Below are 24,815 nucleotides of genomic sequence, written 5' to 3' on the forward strand. Positions count from 1 at the left end.
CTGCATCTCCACAGCATGCAGCGGACCTCTTCCCGGCTGAAGCCGGTCCTACACACACTGCAACGTTGCGTAGGACCGGCTTTAGCCGGGAAGGCGTCGGGTCTTACGCCGTTGATCGAATGGGCATTAAACACAATTGGCTCACTCCTACAACCAAAACAGAATTCGCACCCATAAAAAAACCCAGCACTTGGCTGGGTTTTTTTATGGGCGGATGCTTTTATCCGTTGAACACGTCATCCACGCTTGTCAGCGGGTAGTGCTTCGGATACGGCAGGGTCGCCACACCGCTTTCGATCGCAGCTTTGGCCACGGCGTCGGAAACGACGGTCAGGAGACGAACGTCCAGTGGTTTCGGAATGATGTACTCACGACCGAATTCCAGCTTGATGCCGCCGTAAGCGTCGCTGACTTCCTGAGGAACGGGCTCCTTGGCCAGTTCGCGCAGGGCGTTGGCCGCGGCGATCTTCATTTCTTCGTTGATGCGCTTGGCGCGAACGTCCAGTGCTCCGCGGAAAATGAACGGGAAGCCCAGTACGTTGTTGACCTGGTTCGGATAGTCCGAACGGCCGGTCGCCATGATCACGTCGCTGCGGGTGGCATGAGCCAGCTCTGGCGAAATTTCCGGATCCGGGTTCGAGCACGCGAATACGATCGGATTGGCCGCCATGGACTTCAGACCTTCTGCGCTCAGCAGGTTCGGGCCTGACAGACCGACGAACACATCGGCGCCATCGAGCGCGTCTGCGAGGGTGCGTTTGTCAGTGGCGTGGGCGAACTGAGCCTTGTACTGGTTCAGGTCGGAACGGCCAGCGTGAACGACACCGTTACGGTCGATCATGAAGATGTTTTCGATTTTCGCGCCCATGCTCACCAGCAACTTCATGCAGGAGATGGCCGCTGCACCGGCGCCCAGGCAGACGATTTTCGCCTCTTCCAAGGTTTTGCCAGCGATTTCCAGGGCGTTGACCATGCCTGCGGCAGTCACGATTGCGGTGCCGTGCTGGTCATCGTGGAAAACAGGGATATCGCACTGCTCGATCAGCGCCTTTTCGATCTCGAAGCACTCGGGTGCCTTGATGTCTTCCAGGTTGATGCCGCCGAAGGTGATGGAGATGCGCTTGACGGTGTCGATGAACGCTTGCGGGCTTTCCGAATCGACTTCGATATCGAACACGTCGATACCGGCGAAACGCTTGAACAGAACGCCCTTGCCTTCCATGACCGGCTTGGAAGCCAATGGCCCCAGATTACCCAGGCCCAGAATGGCGGTGCCGTCGGAAATGACTGCGACCAGGTTGCCTTTGCCGGTGTACTTGTAGGCCAGTTCCGGATCGCGACCGATTTCGCGGACTGGCTCGGCAACACCCGGGCTGTACGCCAGCGACAGATCGCGGGCGGTGGCGGTGGCCTTGGTGAGTTCGACGCTCAGTTTCCCTGGACGAGGCTTGGCGTGATATTCGAGAGCGGCAGTTTTCAAATCTGACATGTGGGCATTCCGCTTTTTTGCTGTTGGACAGACGGACCGACGAGCATACGCAAGTCATAAAGTCCTAACAAGACTGGCGGGTCACCTGTGTCAAGTGGCCGCATCTACGACTTTTAGCGTAGAGCCGCGGAATACAAGGCGTGGAGTGAAGACAAAAGGCCTTATAAATGTCTACAATTTAATTTTGAATTGTATTCAACATCGCAGGATGGGTGATGCTCATCATCAACCGAGGCTGTCCAGGTTTCAGCCCTGCGCGACGCGAGCGGTCGACGACCCAGCCGCGGGCTTCAACCGTGCTGCCTGTCAGCCGCAACAACGTCCTGGCATCGAACTGACCGATCAGCTCGGGCGCAATCCGCAGCACCAGCGTGTCATCCAGCTCGATCCAGATTCCGCCGCTATTGCGCTGAACGCTGCTGACTGTGCCGTTGACCAGCGCAAAGCCACCACGGCTGATTTGCCGGGCCGACTGCGCCGGATCGTTGCGCCACAGGCCGAGCCCCGCCTGACGCGCGGTACGCTCTGCGCTTTGCTGGCAACTCACTAACGCGACGTTCGGGTCAATGGCGACCAGATAGCCCAGCCCTTCGGCAAGCATCTGCGCCTCGAGGTTGGCGCCGTCACGCCCATAGACGTTGGCCAGCGTACGGCCGTAACGGTCGGCAGCCTGCTCGCCGATGCGTAAACGGACCTGTCCGCCACTTTCATCCACGAGCGCCTGCAGTCGACGCTTCGCGGCTTCGGCAAAGGGCTCGGCGGACTGACCTTTTTTGCCAGTTTCTGGCGTATTCAGTCCGATCATGCGCACGCTGCGACCGTCGGTCAGGCGCAAGGTATCGCCATCCACTACGCGCTGAACCTGCGCAGCAGGCAATGACGCGGGCGCCGGACACAGTGCGTGAGCGGCGCCAAGCCAAATCGTGGACACAAAAAAGGCGCCCGCAAGGGACGCCTTTTTGAGCAGCCTGGAAAAGCTCGGGGAGCGATCCAGAAATACCACTCTTACTTCGCTTTGGTTGCGCCGAACGCACCGAAACGCGACTTGAACTTGTCGACACGACCGCCGACGTCCAGAGTCTTCTGCTTACCGGTGTAGAACGGGTGGCACTCGTTGCACACGTCCAGGCTCAGAGGCTTGGCCAGGGTGGAACGGGTTTTGATGACGTTGCCACAGCTGCAAGTTGCGTCAACGGCTTCGTAAACTGGATGGATATCAGCTTTCATGGGTATTTCCTCAGGCTAGCGTGCCGCCACCCAACACTATTGTTGAATACCGCACGGAATTAGGCCGCGCATATTAACAGACCGCGCAAATCACGCAAGCGGCCTGTGTGAAAACCCTTGCCAGCCGTGCGCCCTCGGCCACGTCAGGAAATCGTCCGTCATGGAAGGACGATCTGGCCGGATTCAACGCTGCAGCGCGCATCGAAGGTCAGCTTCTCTTACTGCCCCCTCGTCGTACCCAAACGGTCCGCAATGCCAACCTTGATACCGGTCGTCTGTTAAGATCGCCGCCTTCGTCATACTCCGTAACAGGATATCCGCCGCGTGCCCGACGCCATTTTGCGCCTTGCCCTGCCCTCGCCCTTGCGTCGTCTTTTCGACTACCTTGCGCCTGCAGGGATCGCACGCAGTGCGTTACAGCCGGGCATGCGCTTGCGCGTGCCGTTCGGCCGCCGGGAAATGATCGGCGTTCTGATCGAGATCACCGATCACAGCGAGGTGCCGGCCGACAAGCTCAAACCCGCCATCGCTGTGCTGGATACCGAGGCGCCGCTGCCACCCGCATTGTTCAAGCTGTGCCTGTGGACGGCGCAGTATTACCAGCACAGCCTGGGCGATACGTTGAGTTGGGCCCTGCCGGTGCTGCTGCGCCAGGGTGAACCGGCCGAGGCCCGACAGGAGCGGTTCTGGCAGATCGCTCCCGGCGCCAGCGTCGATGATCCTCGCATCGCGCGCGCGCCCAAGCAGAAAGAAGCGCTGAAAACCGTCGCGCAACATCCCCACGGCGTCGCTCATCAATTGCTGAGCAAGCTGATGCTCAACCGCGACAGCCTGAATCTGTTGCTCGCCAAGGGATTAGTGACAGTCGAGGTGCGCGGCCATGCGCCCATCGAGCGGCATGAGCACTGGCTGGCCCAACCCGAGCTGCCGCTGAACACTGAACAACGTGCCGCCTACGAAGCCATTCGATCCGGCTTCGGCAGCTTTCATGCGTCGCTGCTCGCCGGTGTCACCGGCAGCGGGAAGACCGAAGTCTATTTGCAGTTGATCCGCGAGACCCTGGAGGCCGGCAAGCAGGCGCTGGTGCTGATCCCCGAGATCAACCTCGGCCCGCAGACGCTGGCTCGGTTCGAGCAGCGCTTCAACGCCCGCATTGCCCTGCTGCACTCGGCTGTCAATGATCGAGATCGTCTCGATGCCTGGCTTGCCGCGCGCGACGGCGAGGCCGACATCATCATCGGCACGCGCTCGGCGCTGTTCACACCGATGAAGAACCCGGGGCTGATCATCATCGATGAGGAGCACGACGGTTCCTATAAACAGCAAGAAGGCCTGCGTTACCACGCGCGGGATCTGGCATTGGTGCGGGCGCGCCAGGAAGACATTCCGATCGTGCTGGGGTCGGCAACGCCCTCACTGGAAAGTCTGCACAATGCTTACACCGGCAGGTACGCCCTCCTACGCCTGAACCAACGCGCCGGCGGTGCGCAGCAACCTCGATTCCTGCGCCTGGATGTAAAAAGTCGCCCGCTGGACAGCGGCATTTCCGGCCCCATGCATCAGGCGATCGCACAGACCCTGGCCGCCGGCCAACAAGTGCTGGTCTTTCTCAACCGGCGCGGATTTGCGCCGACGCTGCTGTGTCACGACTGCGGATGGCTGTCGGAATGCAATCGCTGCGACGCGCGCATGACGGTTCATCAACGCTCTGGCGAACTGCGCTGCCATCATTGCGGCCATGTGGAACGCGTGCCGCGCAATTGCCCGGCGTGTGGCAAGGTCGATCTGCGCCCCGTCGGCGCAGGGACCGAGCGCGCCGAGGAGCGTCTGGCGATTCTATTCCCCGACTACCCTGTCCTGCGCGTCGATCGCGACAGCACTTCACGCAAGGATGCAATGAACCAGCTCTTTGCAACGATCCAGAAGGGCAATCCCTGCATCCTCGTCGGTACCCAGATGCTCGCCAAAGGGCATCACTTTCCGCGCGTGACGCTGGTGTCGATTCTCGATGCCGACGGCGGGCTGTTTTCTGGCGATTTCCGCGCAAGTGAACGCATGGCGCAACTGATCGTGCAGGTGGCAGGCCGCGCCGGTCGTGCCGAAGAGCCAGGCAAAGTGATCATTCAGACCCACCTGGCCGAACACCCGCTGTTGATCCAGCTCACCGAGCAAGGCTATTTCGCCTTCGCCGAGCAAGCGCTGAGCGAACGCCGCGCCGCCGGCCTGCCGCCATTTTCGCACTTGGCGCTGCTGCGCGCCGAAGCCCACAAACCGGGGCAGGCGGAGGGCTTCCTCGATGAGGCCTGCAGCGAGGCCGAGCATCTGCTGAAGGAAATGGCGCTGGGCGGGATTGAACTGTTGGGCCCGGTTCCGGCTCCGATGGAGCGTCGTGCCGGTCGATATCGTGCTCAGCTGTTGGTGCAGGCGAATGCCCGGGCGCCGCTGCACAAGTTGCTGGCGACCTGGCTGCTGGCGCTGGAGAGCATGCCCAGCGGGCGACAGGTCAGATGGTCGCTGGATGTCGATCCGGTGGACTTGTACTAAAGGTGCGGCCGAACCTTCAGGAGATTGTGGTCGCGAGCAAAATCACAACCGCACATCCATCGCGGTTGGCAAGGTGGCCCCGGCAACGGATAATGCCCAGTTTTTCCACCCGCGCCTCCAGGCGCTGCCGCGCTTGCGGTTGAAGAGAGCCTCATGAAAGACACCATTCGCCAGCTGATTCAACAAGCTCTGAGCCAACTCGTCACCCAAGGCGTCTTGCCGGAAGGGCTGACGCCGGCGATTCAGGTGGAAAACGCCAAGGACAAGAAAAACGGCGACTTCGCCAGCAACATCGCGATGATGCTGGCCAAACCTGCCGGCATGAAACCTCGCGATCTGGCCGAAAAAATCGTTGCGGCACTGCCTGCCGACGATCAAATCAGCAAGGTCGATATCGCAGGCCCGGGCTTTCTCAACTTCTTTCAGAACAGCCAGGCCCTGGCCTCTCGTCTGGATGCCGCCCTGGCGGACCCGACACTGTCGGTGCGCAAGAACGGCCCTGCCCAGCGCGTCGTGGTCGATCTGTCGGCGCCTAACCTCGCCAAAGAGATGCATGTCGGCCACTTGCGTTCGACCATCATTGGCGATGGCGTGGCCAGCGTGCTCGAATTCCTCGGCGACACCGTGATTCGTCAGAACCATGTCGGCGACTGGGGCACCCAGTTCGGCATGCTGCTGGCCTATTTGCAGGAGACGCCAGCGACCAGCGACGAGCTGGCGGATCTGGAAAACTTCTACCGCGCGGCCAAGGGCCGGTTCGATGAGTCCGAGGAGTTTGCCGAGCGTGCTCGCGCACTGGTGGTCAAGTTGCAAGCCGGCGACCCGGAATGCCTGAAGCTGTGGACCCGCTTCAAGGACATCTCGCTGTCGCACTGTCAGGAAGTCTACGAACGCCTGAACGTCAAACTGACGCCCAAAGACGTCATGGGCGAAAGCGCCTACAACGATGATCTGGCCAATGTCGTTGCTGACCTGAAGAAGGCCGGTCTGCTGGTCGAGAGCAATGGCGCGCAGTGCGTGTTCCTGGAAGAATTCAAGACCGCCGAAGGCACGCCGCTGCCTGTTATCGTGCAAAAAGCCGGCGGCGGCTATCTGTATGCGACGACCGACCTGGCAGCCGTGCGCTACCGCAGCAATGTATTGAAGGCCGACCGCGCGCTGTACTTCGTCGATCAGCGTCAGGCTCTGCATTTCCAGCAAGTGTTCGAAGTCGCGCGCCGTGCAGGCTTCGTGACCAACGGAATGCAAATGGAACACATGGGCTTCGGCACCATGAACGGCGCCGATGGCCGCCCGTTCAAGACCCGCGACGGCGGCACCGTCAAGCTGGTCGACCTGCTGGACGAGGCCGAAGAGCGCGCGTACGTGCTGGTGAAAGAGAAAAACCCTGAGGTCGCCGAAGACGAATTGCGCACCATCGCAAAGGCTGTGGGTATCAGCGCTGTCAAATACGCGGATCTTTCCAAACACCGCGCCAGCGATTACAGCTTCAACTTCGATCAGATGCTGAGCTTCGAGGGCAACACCGCGCCGTACCTGTTGTACGCCTACACCCGCGTTTCCGGTGTATTCCGCAAGCTGGGCGAGGCTTTCGACCCAAGCAAGGGCCAGATCGTCCTCGAAGCGCCGCAGGAACAGGACCTGGCCGCACGCCTGGCGCAGTTCGGCGAGACCGTGAACAACGTCGCTGAAAAAGGCACGCCACATGTGTTGTGCGCCTACCTGTACGACCTGGCCGGTCTGTTCTCCAGCTTCTATGAGAACTGCCCGATCCTGGCCGCGGAAAATCCCGAGCAACAGCAAAGCCGTCTGCGCTTGGCGCACCTGACTGGCCGCACCCTCAAGCAAGGCCTGCAGTTGCTGGGTCTGGAAACTCTGGAGCGTATGTAAGTTGGCAGTCAAAAAGAAACCTGCTCCCAAGCGCGGCGCCAGCCGGTACGAGGCACCCGCAAAGAAGCCGATTCCGGGATGGCTGTGGCTGGCGATCGGTCTGTCCGTCGGGGCGTTCATCGTGTTCCTGATGAAACTCGAACCAGGCGGCGGAGACGACATCAAGCGCGCCAAGGCCGACGCCAAGGCGGCGAAAATCGCTGAAGCGAACAAGACGCCGCCCAGCCCGACGGCCCCAGTGAAGCCAAAGTACGATTTCTACACGCTGTTGCCTGAATCGGAAGTCATCGTTCCGAACGAAGCAGTGCCAGAAAAGACGCCACCTGCCGTCGTCGCGCCGACGACGCCTGTGACGCCGGAACAGGCCGCGAAGATCGACACCGCGCGCGCCCAGGCCGCGCTCAGCGGCCTGACACCACCACCTGCGCCGCCGGTCGCCAAACCTGCGCCGGTGACCACGTTCTTCTTGCAGGCGGGGTCGTTCCGCAAGCAGACCGACGCTGAAAAGGTCCGCGCGCAGATCATCCTGCTCGGCCAGGCGGCGACGGTGGAGTCTGGAACCGTCAAGGATGAAACCTGGTACCGCGTGCTGGTCGGTCCGTTCAGCAACCGTGAGCAACTGACGACAGCGCAGAAGCAGCTCGCAGGCGGCGGTTTCAGCAACCTGTTGCTGCAACAGCGTCAGAGCCGTTAAGAACGTACGTCGTCCTGTAGGAGCGTGGCTTGTCTCTGGGCCGCATCCGGACGATCGCCGACGCAGTCGTCGTAAAATCTTTGAATGCGGTGCGTCAGAAATGACAGAGCCGTCCGATTTTACGACTGCTTCGCAGCCGATCGCGGGACAAGCCACGCTCCTACAGTGAGATGCGGCATCCTGCGATTGCCAACAGCTGCCATTCATCCCCCAACCCCTTCAGCGGTTGAAATACCCGACCCCACCCCCATATGAGTTTCCATCAGGGCATTTTCGCCCCACTGCGTGGAGACTCTCCCCTTGACCACCATCGTTTCAGTGCGCCGCCAAGGCAAAGTCGTCATGGCGGGTGACGGCCAGGTTTCCCTGGGCAATACCGTCATGAAAGGCAATGCCAAAAAGGTCCGTCGTCTTTATCACGGCCAGGTCATCGCCGGCTTTGCAGGCGCCACCGCCGATGCATTCACCCTGTTCGAACGCTTCGAGGCCCAGCTGGAAAAACACCAGGGCCACCTTGTGCGCGCCGCGGTAGAACTCGCCAAAGACTGGCGCACCGACCGCTCCCTGAGCCGTCTGGAGGCCATGCTGGCAGTCGCCAACAAAGATGCTTCGCTGATCATTACCGGCAACGGCGACGTCGTTGAACCTGAAGACGGCCTGATCGCCATGGGCTCCGGTGGTGCATTCGCACAGGCCGCCGCTCGCGCCCTGCTGCTGAAGACCGAACTGTCTGCCCGGGAAATCGCCGAAACGGCGTTGCACATCGCTGGCGACATCTGCGTCTTCACCAACCACAACATCACCATTGAGGAGCAGGACCTCGTCGAGTAAGTCGCGGCACGGTCGCAATCCATCGCCACCCGCCCCACTCACTCGCCCAGAGGACCGTCGAATACCATGTCCATGACTCCCCGTGAAATTGTCCACGAGCTCAATCGCCATATCATTGGCCAGGACGATGCCAAGCGCGCCGTCGCCATTGCGCTGCGTAACCGCTGGCGCCGGATGCAGCTGCCCGAAGAGCTGCGCGTAGAAGTCACGCCGAAGAACATTCTTATGATCGGCCCGACCGGTGTCGGTAAAACCGAGATCGCCCGTCGCCTGGCCAAGCTCGCCAACGCGCCGTTCATCAAGGTGGAAGCGACCAAGTTCACCGAGGTCGGCTACGTGGGTCGCGACGTCGAGTCGATCATTCGTGACTTGGCGGACGCTGCGATGAAATTGCTGCGCGAGCAGGAAATGACCAAGGTCCGTCATCGCGCCGAAGACGCTGCCGAAGACCGTATCCTCGACGCGCTGCTGCCTCAGGCCCGCGGTTTTCAGGAAGAGGCTTCGCCAAGCGACACCAATACGCGTCAGCTTTTCCGCAAGCGTCTGCGTGAAGGTCAGCTGGACGACAAGGAAATTGAGATCGAAGTCTCCGAGGCCATGGGTGTGGATATCTCCGCGCCGCCCGGCATGGAAGAGATGACCAACCAGCTGCAAAGCCTGTTTGCCAACATGGGCAAGGGCAAGAAGAAGTCCCGCAAGTTGAAGGTCAAGGACGCCTTGAAGATGGTCCGTGACGAAGAGGCGAGCCGTCTGGTCAATGACGAAGAGCTCAAGGGCAAGGCGCTGGAAGCCGTCGAGCAGCATGGCATCGTGTTCATCGACGAGATCGACAAAGTGGCCAAGCGCGGCAACGTCGGTGGCGCGGACGTGTCTCGCGAAGGCGTGCAGCGCGACCTGCTGCCACTGATCGAAGGCTGCACCGTCAACACCAAACTGGGCATGGTCAAGACCGACCATATCCTGTTCATCGCATCGGGCGCATTCCATCTGAGCAAGCCAAGCGATCTGGTGCCTGAGCTGCAGGGTCGTCTGCCGATTCGCGTTGAACTCAAGGCGCTGAGCCCGCAGGACTTCGAGCGCATCCTCAGCGAGCCTCACGCGTCCCTGACCGAGCAGTACCGTGAGCTGCTGAAGACTGAAGGCCTGAACATCGAGTTCCTGCCTGAAGGCATCAAGCGCCTTGCCGAGATCGCCTGGCAGGTCAACGAGAAAACCGAGAACATCGGTGCTCGTCGTCTGCACACGTTGCTGGAGCGTCTGCTGGAAGAAGTGTCTTTCAGCGCAGGCGATCTGGCGACGGCGCAGGATTCGGGGACCATCAACATCGACGCCGAGTACGTCAACAGCCATCTGGGCGAACTGGCCGAAGACGAAGACCTGTCGCGCTACATTCTGTAATTACCGCAAGTCCCTGTAGGAGTGAGCTTGCTCGCGATGCGGCGTTAGGCAACGATGTATTGACCTGATCCGAAGCAATCGCGAGCAAGCTCACTCCTACAACGTTCAGTGTGAGGCGCAAAAATCATGTCCCGAATCCCCACCGCGATCCAGCTTCACAAAGCCTCGAAAATCCTCAGCCTGAAATACGGACCCGATGAGGAATACCATCTGCCTGCGGAATTTCTGCGCGTGCATTCGCCCTCAGCCGAGGTGCAAGGGCACGGCAACCCCATTCTGCAATTCGGCAAGCTGGGCGTGGGCCTGAGCAAAATTGAACCTGCCGGGCAGTACGCACTGAAATTGACCTTCGACGATGGTCATGACAGCGGATTGTTCACGTGGGAATACCTTGAACAACTGGCCCAGCGCCAGGAATCTTTGTGGGACGACTATCTGGCTGAGCTCAAAGCAGCCGGAAAATCCCGCGACCCTTCCGAGCAAGTCATTCGGCTGATGCTCTAGTCCGCGCCCTGCATACCGGCGGGCGTTTTAGGACGCGCTTTCTAATCGCATTTGTTTCAATAGGCCGCGCAGCGGTCAATGACTGGCCCTGCTTGCGATTTTTTTGAATCTCGCGTAACCAATGATCATGGCAAGCCATCTGCATCGGATTTTTTGCAGAAGCCTGCCGGCGTGGACCGTGGAAGCCGTATCCGTCACAGCCCCATCGGGCTGGTCGTTGGCGAACGTCCGCGTCCGGTTGTGTTAATCATCGGTCACCCGAGAGCAGTGCTGGCATTGGCCTGTTGCGCTTTTCACAGGGATGTCAGTACTCGTCTCAGGACAATGGAGCGTCGTAGATGAGTAACAAGAGTAATGATGATCTGCCGCGTCAGGCCTCTGAACATACGCTGGGGCTGAATCCCGTCGTCGGGTTGCGGCGCAAGGATTTGCTCACCACGGCTCGCATGGTATTGACTCAAGCCATCAAACAACCTTTCCACAGTGCCCGGCACGTGGCCCATTTCGGGCTTGAACTGAAAAACGTCCTGCTGGGCAAATCCACGCTGACCCCGGAAAGCGACGACCGCCGCTTTGCCGATCCGGCCTGGAGCCAGAACCCTCTTTATCGCCGCTATCTGCAGACTTACCTCGCCTGGCGCAAGGAGCTGCACGACTGGATCGACGACAGCAACCTGTCTGCGCAGGACATCAGCCGCGGCCATTTCGTGATCACGCTGATGACTGAGGCGATGTCGCCCACCAACGGCGCGGCCAACCCGGCAGCGGTCAAACGCTTTTTTGAAACCGGCGGTAAAAGCATTCTCGACGGCTTGTCCCACCTGGGCAAGGATCTGGTGAACAACGGCGGCATGCCGAGCCAGGTCAATATGGACGCGTTCGAGGTCGGCAAGAATCTCGGCACCACCGAGGGCGCGGTGGTGTTTCGTAACGACGTGCTGGAGCTGATTCAGTACCGGCCGATCACCGAACAGGTTCACGAGCGTCCGATGCTCGTGGTCCCTCCGCAGATCAACAAGTTTTATGTGTTCGACCTCAGCCAGGACAAGAGCCTGGCGCGCTTCTGCCTGCGCAACAACGTGCAGACCTTCATCATCAGCTGGCGAAACCCCACCAAAGCGCAGCGCGAATGGGGGCTGTCGACGTATATCGACGCCGTGAAGGAAGCCGTGGACGTGGTCTGCAAGATCACCGGAAGCAAGGACGTCAACATGCTCGGCGCATGCTCTGGCGGCATCACCTGCACGGCGCTGCTGGGGCATTACGCGGCGCTGGGCGAGCAGAAGGTCAACGCCCTGACGCTGCTGGTGAGCGTGCTCGACACCACGCTGGACACTCAGGTTTCTCTGTTCGTCGACGAGCAGACGTTGGAGTCGGCCAAGCGTCATTCGTATCAGGCCGGGGTTCTGGAAGGCAAAGACATGGCCAAGGTCTTTGCCTGGATGCGACCGAACGACCTGATCTGGAATTACTGGGTGAACAACTATCTGCTGGGCAACGAGCCGCCGGTTTTCGACATCCTTTTCTGGAACAACGACACCACACGTCTGCCCGCAGCGTTTCATGGCGACTTGATCGAGATGTTCAAGAATAATCCGCTGACGCGCGCAAACGCCCTGGAAGTCTGCGGCACGCCAATCGATCTGAAACAGGTCAAAAGTGACATCTTCTGCCTGGCAGGCACCAATGATCACATCACGCCTTGGGTCTCTTGCTACAAGTCGGCGCGACTTTTCGGGGGCAAGACCGAGTTCGTGCTGTCCAACAGCGGGCATATCCAGAGCATCCTGAACCCGCCGGGTAACCCGAAAGCGCGTTACATGACCAACCCTGAATTGCCCGATGATGCTCAGCGATGGCAGGAAGATGCGACCAAGCACACTGACTCCTGGTGGCTGCACTGGCATAACTGGCAGGCCGAACGCTCAGGCAAGCTGAAAAAGGCGCCCGCCAGCCTGGGCAACAAAGCGTACCCCGCAGGCGAGGCGGCTCCGGGAACGTATGTGCACGAAAGATAGCGTTTAACCGCAGGAGCGTGGCTCGTCCCGCGATTGATACGCTTGCGGGATTTGCGCCTGTCACAGGCAGCACGCTGTAAATGGAACGGCAAGCATCGAACACACAGGAACCGCGACGCGGTTTCAGGACCGGAAAAGCGCAGGACTGCATGACCGGCGTTTAACCCACAGGGCTTCGCGCATGCCGCAACCGTTTGTATTTCGCACCATCGATCTGGATGGCCACAACATCCGCACGGCCGTGCGCCCCGGCAAGAGCCATCTCACGCCGCTGCTGATCTTCAATGGAATCGGCGCCAACCTGGAGCTGGTCTTTCCGTTCGTCGAAGCGCTGGATCCTGACCTTGAGGTCATCGCCTTCGACGTGCCCGGCGTGGGCGGCTCATCGACCCCAAGCCGTCCATACCGGTTTCCCGGTCTGGCAAAACTTGCCGCACGCATGCTCGATTACCTGGATTACGGTCAGGTCAACGCGATCGGCGTGTCGTGGGGCGGCGCGCTGGCGCAACAGTTTGCCCACGACTACCCGGAACGCTGCAAGAAACTGGTGCTCGCCGCCACCGCAGCCGGTGCAGTGATGGTGCCGGGCAAGCCCAGAGTATTGTGGCTGATGGCGAGTCCGCGGCGTTATATCCAGCCGTCCCACGTCATCAGGATCGCCCCGGAAATCTACGGCGGGGCGTTTCGGCGCGACCCGCATCTGGCCGCCAACCATGCGGCCAAGGTCCGCTCGTCCGGAAAAATGGGCTACTACTGGCAACTGTTTGCCGGCATGGGCTGGACCAGCATTCACTGGCTGCACAAGATTCGCCAGCCGACGCTGGTGCTGGCCGGCGACGACGATCCGCTGATCCCGCTGATCAACATGCGACTATTGGCCTGGCGCATACCCAATGCCCAGCTACACATAATCGATGATGGTCACTTGTTTTTGATCACCCGAGCCGAGGCCGTCGCGCCCATCATCATGAAGTTTCTTCAGCAGGAGCGGCAGCGCGCCGTCATGCACCCGCAGCCAGCCCCCGTCGTGCGCCAACCCTGAAATGAGACTGTGCCAAGACCGGCAGGAGTTCGTGCTTCAACAATAAGCTGCGGCGGGAAACCTCGACGCCGCCGCAGAATCGCTGACACCGGCCTAAGCCGGGAAACCAGTAGGACCGGCTTTAGCCGGTAAGGCGTCGGTACCGCTTACCCCGGAGGACGCTTACCCGGCTCAGGCCGGTCGCACCTCGGGAGTACGGAAGTCACTTGATTGACTGCGCCATCGGCGGGATTGCCAAGGCGCAGGGCAGCGCGCAACAGCTGATTCAGGGTTGCGCGCAGGTTTATTTGCTTATGGCCTGACGAAGGAGTGTTGACCCATGCGAGACAAACCGGCGAAAAACCCCTATCCCATACCCTCCACGTACATCAACGCACAGAGCGCAATCACTGGCCTGCGCGGGCGGGATTTGTTTTCGACCCTGCGCAACGTGGCACTGCAAGGCCTTAAACATCCGGTTTACACCGCGCGCCACGCGCTGGCGCTCGGCGGCCAGTTGGGCCGCGTCATGCTGGGCGACCTCCCTTACCAGCCTCACCCTCACGACAACCGTTTCAGTGACCCGACTTGGGCGCACAACCCGCTCTATCGGCGCGGCTTGCAGGCCTATCTGAGCTGGCAGCACCAGGTACGCAGCTGGATCGACGACAGCAACCTGAGTGAAGACGACCGCTCGCGCGCGCAATTCATCTTTGCGCTGCTCAACGACGCCCTCGCGCCGACCAATACCTTGCTCAATCCGATGGCGCTGAAGGAGCTGTTCAACTCAGGCGGCACCAGCGTAATCAAAGGTCTGAGCCACATGCTCGACGACTTCATGCACAACAACGGTCTGCCCAGCCAGACCACCAAAGACGCGTTCGAGATCGGCCGCACGCTGGCGGTCACGCCAGGCGCCGTGGTGTTTCGCAACGAACTGCTGGAGCTGATCCAGTACAAGCCGATGAGCGAAAAACAGTACGCACGCCCGCTGCTAATCGTGCCGCCGCAGATCAACAAGTACTACATTTTCGATCTCAGCCCGACCAACAGTTTCGTGCAGTACGCGCTGAAGAACGGCCTGCAGACCTTCATCATCAGTTGGCGCAACCCGGATGTCCGGCATCGCGAATGGGGCCTGTCCAGTTACGTGCAAGCCGCCGAGGAGGCGATGAACGTGTGCCGCACGATCACCGGCGCGCGCGAGGTCAACCTGATGGGAGCTTGCGCGGGCGGACTGACCATCGCCGCGCTGCAAGGCCATCTTCAGGCCAAGCGACAGATGCGCCGGGTATCGAGCGCCAGTTACCTGGTCAGTCTGCTGGACAGCCAGATCGAGAGTCCGGCCACGCTGTTCATCGACGAACAGACGCTTGAAGCCGCCAAGCGCCGCTCGTATCAGCGCGGCGTACTGGATGGTCGCGACATGGCCAAGGTGTTCGCCTGGATGCGCCCGAACGACCTGATCTGGACCTACTGGGTGAACAACTATCTGTTGGGCAAGGCGCCGCCACCCTTCGACATTCTTTACTGGAACAACGACAGCACCCGCCTGCCCGCCGCGCTGCATGGTGACTTGCTGGACTTCTTCAAGCACAACCCGCTGACCCATCCAGGCGGCCTCGAGGTCTGCGGTACGCCGATCGATCTGCAAAAAGTCACGGTGGACAGCTTCAGCGTAGCGGGCATCAACGACCACATCACGCCGTGGGACGCGGTCTATCGCTCGACGCTGCTCCTGGGAGGCGAGCGCCGTTTTTTGCTTTCCAACAGCGGCCACGTGCAGAGCATCCTCAATCCGCCGGGCAACCCGAAGTCCAACTTTGTCGAGAACGGCAAATTGAGCAGCGATCCGCGTGCCTGGTATTACGACGCGCAGCGCAGCGACGGCAGTTGGTGGCCGAGCTGGCTCGAGTGGATTCAGGCGCGATCAGGGCCGCAGCGCGAAACGCTCACGGCGCTGGGTAACCAGAATTACCCACCGATGGAAGCCGCGCCGGGGACGTACGTGCGCGTCCGTTGAATCCGCGCGCCTGCCCCCATCACTGCACACGTACCGAATTAAGAAGACTGGATGAAGACCCGCGACCGCATACTCGAATGTGCCCTGGCGCTGTTCAATCGTCAGGGCGAACCCAACGTCTCGACGCTGGAAATTGCCAACGAACTGGAGATCAGCCCCGGCAATCTCTACTACCACTTTCATGGCAAGGAGCCGTTGGTGATGGAGCTGTTCGAGCGCTTTCAGAACGAACTGGCACCCTTGCTCGACCCGCCTGCGGATGCTCGTCTGGACGCCGAAGATTACTGGTTGTTTTTGCACCTGATCGTCGAGCGCCTGTCGCACTATCGCTTCCTGTTTCAGGACCTGTCGAACCTTGCCAGTCGGCTGCCGAAACTGGCGCGTGGCATTCGCAACCTGCTGAACGCGATCAAGCGCACCCTGGCCTCGCTACTGGCGCGTTTAAAGGCCGAAGGTCAGGTGACCAGTGATACTCAGGCGCTGGGCCAACTGGTGGAACAGATCACCATGACCCTGCTGTTCTCGCTGGACTATCAACGCATCCTTGATCGCGAAGGCGAAACGCGAGTGGTGGTGTACCAGATCATGATGCTGGTCGCGCCGCACCTCAAACCGGGTGCGCGACACGCCGCCGAGCAGTTGGCGCGGCACTATCTGGAGGATTGAATCACGCTGGCTTCAGCGACTCCTTGTAGGAGCGCGCTTGCCCGCGATTGCAACGTGTCAGGCATTAGTTGATTGCCTGACACACCGCAATCGCGGGCAAGCGCGCTCCTGCACAGGCAAGAGGTCACCTACAAAAAAACCCGACCAGCTTTCACAGATCGGGTTTTGGTGTGGCCAGCCGGGAATCAGGATTGGCTGGACGGTGTCGACGCCGTGGAGGCTGACGACGTTGCAGCGGCAGGGGCCGACGGTGCTGACGCAGCGGGTGTAGCACTGACAGAGGGAGCCGGTGTAGAAGCTGCGGCCGGCTTGGCGGCTGCGGCGGGCTTTTTGGCTGCTGCAGGCTTTTTCGCGGCGGCTGGTTTTGCCGCTGGTTTCGCCGCTGCTGCTGGTTTCGCCGCTGGCTTGGCAGCCGGTTTCGCTGCGGCCTTCGGTGCAGGCTTGGCGGCGACCGTTTTCGCCTTGGCGGCGGTGGAAGCGGCTGCCTTGGACGCTGCTGCAACCGGTTTGGCTGCCGCTTTGGAAGCTGCAGGTTTGGCCGCTGCAGTTTTCTTGGCGACGCTGCTCGCCGCCTTGGCGACCGGCTTGGCCGCTGCCTTGGCCAGAGGCTTGGCAGTGGTTTTGCTCGCAGGCTTGGTGGCCGGCTTGGCTGCCGCGGTCTTCGAGATCGGCGTGACCGACGCGCCGGTCAGCTTCTCGATCTGTCGGGTCAGCAGATCGACCTTACTGTGCAGCGCTTTGACTTCATTGCGACTCGGCACGCCCAGGCGCGAAATTGCGCTGTTCAGGCGCTTGTCGAAAGCACCTTCCAGCTCGCCCCATTTGCCCAGCGCCAGATCCTTCACGTCGCCGACGCGGGATTTGGTCGAGGCCTTTGCCGTATCGACGCTCTTGCCAACGGTAGCCTTGGTTTCCTTCTCGGCCTTCTCGCCGTCCTTGACCAAAGATTCGAAAAGCTTACTGCCGTCATTGCTGATTTTCGAGTAAGCGCCTAAACCAGCCAGCCAGATTTGGCGGGAGTATTTTTCAACCTCGCCAATCCAGGAGCTGCCTTCTTTTTCGGTTTTCTTTTTGCCAGCCATCCCGCTCTCCTTATTGTTTACGCGCGACACGTTCAAGCAATGCCGTCAGCTCATCGAGCTTAGCAGAGAGTGTCTCAACATCATGTTTAGACGGTATGCCAATGCGATTCAAGGCGCTGGCCACACGGCGATCGAATGCGCTTTCGATTTTATCCAGCTGCACTTCAACCCGACCTTTGGCCTTCGTCACGTCGTCCTTCACCGATTCGATTTCGCTGTTGGCGGCGTCGACAGATTCATCGATGACTTTCTTCGCTTTTTTCTCGGTCTGCTCGCCGGTCTTGATCAGTTCCTTGACGTAGTCGGCGCCTTCCTGTCCAGCCTTGACGTAAGCGCCCAGCCCGGCCAGCCAGATCTTGCGGGCATACAGCCGGACTTCCGAAAACGTCTTCGCTTCGTCGGCCTCGACTTTTTTCTTGAGGGTAACTTTGACCATGGTGCACCTCACGCTCGAAGGGTAAGAGGAACCGCCCCATGGAAGTCGGGGCATGGGCACAAAGTAGAGAGAAAAATTAGAAAGCTCACCCTAGGTTGGGGGTGGGCGATGTGGGAGCGTGGCTTGTCCCGCGATCGGCTGCGAAGCAGTCGTAGATGCGGCAAATCCGTTGTCCCAGGACTACCGCGTACTCAGGTTTACGACGATTTCGTCGCCGATCGCGGGACAAGCCACGCTCCTACAAGAGAAGGCATTACGCCGTCAGGGCTTTATCCAGCTGGCGCTCGACCTCGGACTGGATGGTGCTGCTCATCGCAGACAGGAAGAAATTCAATTCGATGCTAACGCGCACCAGGGCATCTTCGACCTGAACCGTGCCTTTGGCGCCCTTGCCCTCCAGCGACACAACGTCGCCGTCCCAGCTGTGCTCGATGCCATATTTATCGCCCAGCTTCTCAGCCAGCAACTCGGCCTTCTCGCGAGCCTTGTCCTTACCCAGCGCATGCGGGCGTTCTACGGTAATGCGGGCCATCGGCGGGCTCCTTCGTCCAGGTGAATCGTCGGGCCACTATACCAGCGGCATCTGGCGAAGAAACTGTTCACGGTGAGCCTTGTCAAGACAAAGCCAGCCCCGACGATTAGAATGGCGGCACTTTATTCCGGTGACAGCGATATGAACGATCCGCGCAAAGGCAGCGATGCCGAACCCACCACCCACTTCGGTTACAAAACCGTGGCCGAAAGCCAGAAGGCCGAGAAAGTCGCCGAAGTTTTTCACTCCGTTGCGGCCAAGTACGACCTGATGAACGACGTCCTGTCCGGCGGCATGCATCGCCTCTGGAAGCGCTTCACGATCGAGCTTTCCGGCGTGCGTACCGGCAACCGCGTGCTGGACATCGCAGGCGGCACGGGCGATCTGGCGAAGAAATTTTCGCACCTGGTAGGGCCCACCGGCGAAGTGGTGCTGGCTGACATCAACGCGTCCATGCTCAAGGTCGGCCGTGACCGCCTGCTGGACCGTGGCGTGGCCGGCAACATCAAGTTCGTTCAGGCGGACGCTGAAAAACTGCCCTTCCCTGACAACTACTTCGACTGCGTGACCATCGCCTTCGGCTTGCGCAACGTAACGCACAAAGAAGACGCCATCCGCTCGATGCTGCGCGTGCTCAAGCCCGGCGGCCGGCTGCTGGTGCTGGAGTTCTCCAAACCGACCAACAAGGTCATGTCCAAGGTCTACGACGCCTATTCGTTTGCCTTCATGCCATTGGCGGGCAAGCTGATCACCAACGATTCGGAAAGCTATCGCTATCTAGCCGAATCGATCCGCATGCACCCGGATCAGGAAACCCTGAAGTCGATGATGGTCCAGGCCGGTTTCGACCGCGTGACCTATCACAACATGACCTCCGGCATCGTTGCCCTGCACCGGGGTATCAAACCCTGATGTTGATCAGCGGCTTGCTCGCCAGCGCCGAACACGGCATCAATCGCGTGCTGCAGATGGACAGCACCGCTTTGCCGCGCCTTGACCGGCTGAGCGGCAAAGTCGTCGCGATCGAGTGCACCAGCCCTGCCTTTCACGTGCACATCCTGCCCAGCGACGAGGGCCTGATGCTCGCCGCGAACTGGGAAGGTGGCACCGATGTGACGCTGCGCGCGCCGGCAGCGAGCCTGATGCGCCTGGCACTGAGCAAGGACAAGAACGCCGTCCTGCACAGCCCCGAAGTCGACCTGGAAGGCGAAAGCGCTGTGTTGCTTGAGCTGGTGGGTGTGCTTCAGGACCTGGACCTGGACTGGGAATACGAGCTGCAACGCTGGCTCGGCCCCGTTGCAACGCCGCTGATGGGCGGGCACCTGCGCAACACCGCGCGCTGGACCCGCGAAAGCGCCGAAAGCCTGAGCCATAATCTGGCCGAATATCTGGCTGAAGAGTCACGCACTCTGGTTGGCAGGCGCGAGGCTGAAGCCCGCTTCGCCGAACTGGATCAGACCAAACAAGACCTGGAACGCCTCGAAGCCCGCTTCGAGCGTCTGGCCCAATCTCTCAAATCCAGCGATAACGCATGAGCCTGCTTGCCGTCCGCCGTCTGTTTCGCATCCAGCGTGTCGTAATCCGGTACCGCCTCGATGACCTGCTGTTCGCTTTGCCACTGCCGTGGTGGCTGCTTGCCGTGCGCTTCGTGCTGCCGTGGCGGTGGATCCCGCGACGCAAGAGTGAGCTCAATCGAGGCGCGCGTTTGCGCCTGGCGTTGCAGGACCTGGGGCCGATCTTCATCAAATTCGGCCAGTTGCTTTCGACCCGTCGCGATCTGCTGCCAGAGGACATCGCCGACGAATTGATGCTGCTGCAGGATCGCGTGCCGCCGTTCGAGTCAGAGAAAGCCGTTGCCCTGATCGAATCGCAACTGGGCGCGAAGATCAGCGAGGTGTTCAGCCGCTTCGACGTTGCCCCGTTGGCCTCTGCTTCGGTGGCGCAAGTGCACGCCGCCCGTCTCAAGACAGGCGAAGAAGTAGTCGTGAAGGTCGTGCGTCCAGGGCTCAAGCCGATCATCGGTTCGGACCTCGCCTGGCTGTTCATCCTCGCGAAAATCGCTGAACGTCTGTCGGCAGACGCCCGCCTGCTGCATCCGGTGGACGTGGTCGCCGATTACGAAAAGACCATTTACGACGAGCTCGATCTGCTGCGCGAGGCGGCCAACTCCAGCCAGTTGCGCCGCAATTTCGAAGGCTCGACCATGCTCTATGTGCCGCAGGTCTACTGGGACTGGTGCCGGCCGAAGGTGCTGGTGATGGAGCGCATCTACGGCGTTCAGGTCACCGACCTGGCAACCCTGGCCGACCAGCGCACCGACATGAAAAAACTCGCAGAACGCGGGGTCGAGCTGTTTTTCACCCAAGTGTTCCGCGACAGCTTCTTCCATGCCGACATGCACCCCGGCAACATCTTCGTCAGCACCGTTGCGCCCTGGGATCCGCAATACATTGCCATCGACTGCGGCATCGTCGGCAGCCTGACCCCGGAAGACCAGGACTATCTGGCGCGCAATCTCTTCGCCTTCTTCAAGCGTGACTACCGCCGCGTGGCGCAGTTGCACATCGATTCGGGCTGGGTCCCGGCAGAGACGAAGCTCAATGAATTCGAAGCCGCAATCCGGACCGTGTGCGAGCCGATCTTCGAGAAACCACTCAAGGATATTTCCTTCGGCCAGGTGTTGATGCGCCTGTTCCAGACTGCCCGCCGCTTCAACATGGAAGTCCAGCCGCAGCTGGTTTTGCTGCAAAAGACCCTGCTCAACATCGAAGGTCTGGGCCGTCAGCTTTACCCGGAACTGGACCTCTGGAGCACGGCGCAGCCGTTTCTGGAGCGCTGGATGCGTGAGCGTGTCAGCCCGAAAACGCTGATTGGCAACCTGCAATCCCAGGTCGAGCAGATTCCGCACCTGGCCAACATGACCCGCGACCTGCTCGAACGCTTGTCGCAGCCGCACACCTCCGACCCGCCACCGCCGTATTCGCGCAACAGTGATCATTGGGCGCTGCGCCTGATCGGCGCCGGACTGCTCGCAGGTGGCGTGGTCCTGGCCACCGCGCACACGCAAACGGGTGACGCGCTCATTGCCCTGAGCGCCTGGCCTGCGCTTCTCATGCTGGTGGCAGGCTTATATCTGGTCGTTCGCCGATAGCCATCCGCGCAGGTCGCTGGCACACTAACCCATCCACAGAGCGGCCGGAGCCGACGATGAAAGACTGGCTGGACGAGATCAAATGGGACCGTGACGGTCTGGTCCCTGCCATCGCGCAGGACCACCAAACCGGACGCGTTCTGATGATGGCCTGGATGAACCGTGAAGCCTTGAGCCTGACCGCTGCCGAAAACCGCGCTATCTATTGGTCGCGTTCGCGTGGCAAGTTATGGCGCAAAGGCGAAGAATCGGGTCACGTGCAGAAGCTTCACGAACTGCGCCTGGACTGCGACGCAGACGTGATCATTCTGATGGTCGAGCAGATTGGCGGTATCGCCTGCCACACCGGGCGCGAAAGCTGCTTCTACCGCGTCTTTGAGGACGCCGGCTGGAAAACCGTGGATCCGGTACTCAAAGACCCAGATGCCATTTATCAAGCAGGACACTGAACATGACTGATACCTTGTCTCGCCTGGCGCAAGTGCTCGAAGAGCGCAAAGGTGCGGCTGCGGACTCTTCCTACGTCGCCAGTCTCTATCACAAGGGGCTGAACAAGATTCTGGAGAAGGTCGGCGAAGAGTCGGTCGAAACCATCATCGCCGCCAAGGACGCCGCCATCAGCGGGGACTGCAGTGATGTCATCTACGAAACCGCCGACTTGTGGTTCCATAGCCTGGTGATGCTCGCAGCACTGGGTCAACACCCACAAGCCGTACTCGATGAACTGGACCGCCGTTTCGGTCTGTCCGGTCACGCCGAAAAAGCAGCGCGCTCGGCGGAATAAACACAGGGGCCTGCGGGCCCGGAATTTCTTGTGAGGAACGTGTCATGGGTATTTTTGACTGGAAACACTGGATCGTCATTCTCGTGGTCGTGGTACTGATCTTCGGCACCAAGAAGCTCAAGAACCTGGGCACGGATGTCGGCGAGTCCATCAAAGGCTTCCGCAAGGCCATGAACGACGATGAAAAACCGTCGGAACAGCCGCCGGTCCAACCACAGCCAGGTGCGCAGCCGACCCAGACTCAGCCGCTGCACCAGCCGCACACCATTGACGGTCAGGCGCAGAAAGTCGAAGAGCCCATCCGCAAAGACTAGGTCGTGACGCATGTTTGGTATCAGCTTCTCTGAACTGCTGCTGGTCGGTCTCGTTGCCCTGCTGGTGCTGGGTCCCGAGCGCCTTCCGGGGGCAGCACGTACCGCCGGGCTCTGGGTCGGGCGTCTGAAACGCAGCTTCAATGCGATCAAACAGGAAGTTGAGCGCGAAATCGGCGCTGACGAGATTCGCCGTCAGCTGCACAACGAGCACATTCTTTCGCTGGAAGAAGAAGCGCGCAAAATCATGCAGCCTCAGCAGCCACCTGCACCGCCGACCGCTCAGGCGCAGACGCCGCCGCCCAGCGATTCGACATCGCCGGTCATCGGCGCCACGCCCACGCCAAGTGCGGATATCGGCCCGGCCGCGCCCGCTGAAAGCGCGTCAGTCAGCCCTGAACCGGTGCCTGCGCAGCCTGCTCATCCCGCTTCGACGCCGGTCACCACGTCTGCGCCTGCAGTGCAGAACGAGCCTTCCGCCAACGATTCGTCACAGCCACCACGAGCCCCATGAGCGAAATTCCGGAAAACGACCAGCAAATGCCGCTGGTCTCGCACCTCACTGAACTGCGCTCGCGCCTGCTGCGTTGTGTGCTGGCGATCTTCGTGATCTTCGGCGCACTGTTCTATTTCACGCAGAAGATCTACACCTTCGTGTCTGCGCCGCTGCGCAAGTTTCTGCCTGAAGGCGCGACGATGATCGCCACCGACGTGGCCTCGCCGTTTCTGACGCCGTTCAAGCTGACCATGATGGTTGCGCTGTTTCTGGCCATGCCGGTGATTCTGTATCAGATCTGGGGCTTCATCGCGCCCGGTCTGTACAAGCATGAAAAGCGGGTTGCCGTGCCGCTGCTGATCTCCAGCATCATCCTGTTCTACGCCGGCATGGCCTTCGCGTATTTCCTGGTGTTTCCGCTGATATTCCACTTCTTCGCCAGCGTGACCCCGGAAGGCGTGTCCATGATGACGGACATTTCCAGCTATCTGGACTTCGTCATGACGCTATTCCTCGCTTTCGGCGTTGCTTTTGAAATCCCGGTCGCCGTGGTGCTGCTCGTGTGGATCGGCATTGTCGACGTCAAATACCTCAAGAAGATCCGCCCGTACGTGGTGATCGGCTGCTTCGTGGTCGGGATGATCCTCACGCCTCCGGACATCTTTTCGCAGACGCTGCTGGCGGTGCCCATGTGGCTGCTGTTCGAAATCGGCGTGTTGTGCAGTTCGATGGTAACCAAACGGGGTGATCACCCAGACGACCAGGCCGCGGACGACAAGCAGGACCAGCCGCCAGCGACTCAGCCGTGAACCTGCTGTTACTGGAAGAGGCCGATTTCATCTCGGCCGATCGTGTGATCCTGCGTGATCGGCGCCTCAGGCACATGCAGGAAGTCCATCGCTCCGAAGTCGGCGACAGCCTGCGTGTCGGGCGCGTGGACGGCCTGCTGGGTACTGCCGAACTGCTAAGACTTGAACCACGTGAGGCAGAGCTTTGCGTCAGCTTTGACCGCGAGCCGCCTGGCAAACTGCCGCTGACCCTCGTGCTGGCCTTGCCGCGCCCCAAGATGCTGCGCCGGGTTTTTCAGACCGTCGCAACGATGGGTGTGCCGAAGGTCATCCTGGTGAACAGCTACCGAGTCGAGAAAAGCTTCTGGCAGACCCCGTTTCTGGAGCCCGCGGCCATTCGCGAGCAGCTGATTCTGGGACTGGAGCAGGCACGGGACAGCGTACTGCCTGAAATCGTCATCGAAAAACGCTTCAAGCCTTTCGTCGAAGACCGCCTGCCGGCCGTTGTCGAGGGTACGCTTGGACTGGTTGGCCATCCGGGGGACTTCCCCGCCTGCCCGCGCGCAGTGGATCAGCCCGTCACGCTGGCAATCGGCCCTGAAGGCGGCTGGATCCCCTATGAAATCGACCTGCTGCGCGCCTCCGGCCTCAACCCGGTGCAATTGGGCGAACGCATCCTGCGCGTCGAAACCGCCGTCACAGCCCTCCTCGCCCGACTGTTCTGAACAATCCCCGTGAAGTTGCATGCTGCTCGGGTTCGGTGTCTGGCGCGAGCCATCGCCATGCCGCATAGCCCTTGTAAGAGCGCGCTTACCCGCGAATTGGCCGGAGTCCGGTTGAGATGCAGCGGCTGGAAATCAGTCTTCGCGGGCAAGCTGAACTGGCCTAATGATCCCGGACACCTCTTAAGGGCGATATGATTCGCCCAAT

At 60.5% G+C, this 24,815-nt stretch carries 25 protein-coding genes; 19 read left to right on the forward strand and 6 right to left on the reverse strand.

The annotated features are described in order from the left end of the window. Positions 1-220: 220 nt before the first annotated feature. The 3 genes from QRN36_RS02580 to rpmE all read right to left on the reverse strand — a co-directional run bounded on the left by QRN36_RS02580 (position 221) and on the right by rpmE (position 2,716). On the reverse strand, positions 221-1,489 hold the full coding sequence (locus QRN36_RS02580) for a malic enzyme-like NAD(P)-binding protein (protein ID WP_093465362.1): 1,269 nt from the start codon (positions 1,487-1,489) through the stop codon (positions 221-223). A gap of 178 nt (positions 1,490-1,667) precedes the next feature. Next, positions 1,668-2,492 carry a thermonuclease family protein gene (locus QRN36_RS02585; RefSeq protein ID WP_373568687.1) on the reverse strand — a complete coding sequence of 275 codons (825 nt, stop codon included), beginning with the start codon at positions 2,490-2,492 and terminating at the stop codon, positions 1,668-1,670. Between the two features lie 2 nt (positions 2,493-2,494). Then, complete coding sequence (gene rpmE / locus QRN36_RS02590) at positions 2,495-2,716, reverse strand: 50S ribosomal protein L31 (protein ID WP_093465365.1); 222 nt, start codon at positions 2,714-2,716, stop codon at positions 2,495-2,497. A 324-nt stretch (positions 2,717-3,040) separates the two neighbouring features. Here rpmE and QRN36_RS02595 point away from each other — a divergent pair, with 324 nt between their 5' ends. From QRN36_RS02595 to QRN36_RS02640, 10 genes are all read left to right on the forward strand, one after another. Continuing rightward, positions 3,041-5,260: a primosomal protein N' gene (locus tag QRN36_RS02595; protein WP_285422694.1), complete on the forward strand. Its 2,220-nt coding sequence runs from the start codon at positions 3,041-3,043 to the stop codon at positions 5,258-5,260. A 153-nt stretch (positions 5,261-5,413) separates the two neighbouring features. Beyond that, positions 5,414-7,150 (forward strand): arginine--tRNA ligase, encoded by a 1,737-nt coding sequence (gene argS / locus QRN36_RS02600; RefSeq protein ID WP_285422695.1) that lies wholly within the window; start codon positions 5,414-5,416, stop codon positions 7,148-7,150. A 1-nt stretch (position 7,151) separates the two neighbouring features. Then, positions 7,152-7,844 carry an SPOR domain-containing protein gene (locus QRN36_RS02605; protein WP_093465374.1) on the forward strand — a complete coding sequence of 231 codons (693 nt, stop codon included), beginning with the start codon at positions 7,152-7,154 and terminating at the stop codon, positions 7,842-7,844. Between the two features lie 300 nt (positions 7,845-8,144). Next, entirely contained in the window at positions 8,145-8,675 is a 531-nt protein-coding gene (gene hslV, locus QRN36_RS02610; protein WP_093465376.1) for an ATP-dependent protease subunit HslV, read from the forward strand. Between the two features lie 66 nt (positions 8,676-8,741). Further along, complete coding sequence (hslU, locus tag QRN36_RS02615; RefSeq protein WP_285422696.1) at positions 8,742-10,073, forward strand: ATP-dependent protease ATPase subunit HslU; 1,332 nt, start codon at positions 8,742-8,744, stop codon at positions 10,071-10,073. 126 nt (positions 10,074-10,199) lie between these two features. Next, positions 10,200-10,577 (forward strand): gamma-butyrobetaine hydroxylase-like domain-containing protein, encoded by a 378-nt coding sequence (locus QRN36_RS02620; RefSeq protein ID WP_093465382.1) that lies wholly within the window; start codon positions 10,200-10,202, stop codon positions 10,575-10,577. Between the two features lie 338 nt (positions 10,578-10,915). Then, entirely contained in the window at positions 10,916-12,595 is a 1,680-nt protein-coding gene (gene phaC, locus QRN36_RS02625; protein ID WP_285422697.1) for a class II poly(R)-hydroxyalkanoic acid synthase, read from the forward strand. A 181-nt stretch (positions 12,596-12,776) separates the two neighbouring features. Further along, positions 12,777-13,637, forward strand: a complete 861-nt coding sequence (gene phaZ, locus QRN36_RS02630) for a poly(3-hydroxyalkanoate) depolymerase (RefSeq protein WP_285422698.1) — start codon at positions 12,777-12,779, stop codon at positions 13,635-13,637. A gap of 319 nt (positions 13,638-13,956) precedes the next feature. Then, on the forward strand, positions 13,957-15,639 hold the full coding sequence (gene phaC / locus QRN36_RS02635) for a class II poly(R)-hydroxyalkanoic acid synthase (RefSeq protein ID WP_285422699.1): 1,683 nt from the start codon (positions 13,957-13,959) through the stop codon (positions 15,637-15,639). A 51-nt stretch (positions 15,640-15,690) separates the two neighbouring features. Further along, positions 15,691-16,305, forward strand: coding sequence for a TetR/AcrR family transcriptional regulator (locus QRN36_RS02640; RefSeq protein WP_093465394.1), 615 nt, complete (start codon positions 15,691-15,693; stop codon positions 16,303-16,305). A 185-nt stretch (positions 16,306-16,490) separates the two neighbouring features. Here QRN36_RS02640 and QRN36_RS02645 read toward each other — a convergent pair whose 3' ends face one another. The 3 genes from QRN36_RS02645 to QRN36_RS02655 form a co-directional block, all read right to left on the reverse strand. Further along, a complete protein-coding gene (locus QRN36_RS02645; RefSeq protein WP_285422700.1) occupies positions 16,491-17,387 on the reverse strand; it encodes a phasin family protein in 897 nt (298 codons plus the stop codon). A 10-nt stretch (positions 17,388-17,397) separates the two neighbouring features. Further along, positions 17,398-17,823: a phasin family protein gene (locus QRN36_RS02650; RefSeq protein ID WP_285422701.1), complete on the reverse strand. Its 426-nt coding sequence runs from the start codon at positions 17,821-17,823 to the stop codon at positions 17,398-17,400. 253 nt (positions 17,824-18,076) lie between these two features. Further along, positions 18,077-18,355 (reverse strand): polyhydroxyalkanoic acid system family protein, encoded by a 279-nt coding sequence (locus QRN36_RS02655; RefSeq protein ID WP_285422702.1) that lies wholly within the window; start codon positions 18,353-18,355, stop codon positions 18,077-18,079. Between the two features lie 141 nt (positions 18,356-18,496). Here QRN36_RS02655 and ubiE point away from each other — a divergent pair, with 141 nt between their 5' ends. The 9 genes from ubiE to QRN36_RS02700 are packed head-to-tail and all read left to right on the forward strand — an operon-like array spanning position 18,497 to position 24,610. Further along, positions 18,497-19,267 (forward strand): bifunctional demethylmenaquinone methyltransferase/2-methoxy-6-polyprenyl-1,4-benzoquinol methylase UbiE, encoded by a 771-nt coding sequence (ubiE, locus tag QRN36_RS02660; RefSeq protein WP_093465625.1) that lies wholly within the window; start codon positions 18,497-18,499, stop codon positions 19,265-19,267. Then, the gene (locus QRN36_RS02665) at positions 19,267-19,890 is read left to right on the forward strand and encodes an SCP2 domain-containing protein (RefSeq protein ID WP_285422703.1); all 624 of its coding nucleotides are present in this window, start codon (positions 19,267-19,269) and stop codon (positions 19,888-19,890) included. Before ubiE ends, QRN36_RS02665 begins: the two co-directional genes overlap by 1 nt. Then, on the forward strand, positions 19,887-21,506 hold the full coding sequence (gene ubiB / locus QRN36_RS02670) for a ubiquinone biosynthesis regulatory protein kinase UbiB (protein WP_285422704.1): 1,620 nt from the start codon (positions 19,887-19,889) through the stop codon (positions 21,504-21,506). Before QRN36_RS02665 ends, ubiB begins: the two co-directional genes overlap by 4 nt. A gap of 56 nt (positions 21,507-21,562) precedes the next feature. Beyond that, positions 21,563-21,955 carry a phosphoribosyl-AMP cyclohydrolase gene (gene hisI, locus QRN36_RS02675; RefSeq protein ID WP_285422705.1) on the forward strand — a complete coding sequence of 131 codons (393 nt, stop codon included), beginning with the start codon at positions 21,563-21,565 and terminating at the stop codon, positions 21,953-21,955. A gap of 2 nt (positions 21,956-21,957) precedes the next feature. Beyond that, positions 21,958-22,290, forward strand: coding sequence for a phosphoribosyl-ATP diphosphatase (locus QRN36_RS02680; RefSeq protein WP_062379266.1), 333 nt, complete (start codon positions 21,958-21,960; stop codon positions 22,288-22,290). Positions 22,291-22,334: 44 nt separating this feature from the next. Then, positions 22,335-22,604, forward strand: a complete 270-nt coding sequence (locus QRN36_RS02685; protein WP_093465415.1) for a twin-arginine translocase TatA/TatE family subunit — start codon at positions 22,335-22,337, stop codon at positions 22,602-22,604. 10 nt (positions 22,605-22,614) lie between these two features. Next, positions 22,615-23,115 carry a Sec-independent protein translocase protein TatB gene (tatB, locus tag QRN36_RS02690; RefSeq protein ID WP_285422706.1) on the forward strand — a complete coding sequence of 167 codons (501 nt, stop codon included), beginning with the start codon at positions 22,615-22,617 and terminating at the stop codon, positions 23,113-23,115. After that, positions 23,112-23,906 (forward strand): twin-arginine translocase subunit TatC, encoded by a 795-nt coding sequence (tatC, locus tag QRN36_RS02695; protein WP_285422707.1) that lies wholly within the window; start codon positions 23,112-23,114, stop codon positions 23,904-23,906. Before tatB ends, tatC begins: the two co-directional genes overlap by 4 nt. Then, complete coding sequence (locus QRN36_RS02700) at positions 23,903-24,610, forward strand: 16S rRNA (uracil(1498)-N(3))-methyltransferase (RefSeq protein ID WP_285422708.1); 708 nt, start codon at positions 23,903-23,905, stop codon at positions 24,608-24,610. The genes tatC and QRN36_RS02700 overlap by 4 nt, the downstream gene beginning before the upstream one ends. Positions 24,611-24,815 lie beyond the last annotated feature (205 nt).

This window comes from Pseudomonas sp. efr-133-TYG-103a (assembly GCF_030209235.1).
Taxonomy (GTDB): domain Bacteria; phylum Pseudomonadota; class Gammaproteobacteria; order Pseudomonadales; family Pseudomonadaceae; genus Aquipseudomonas.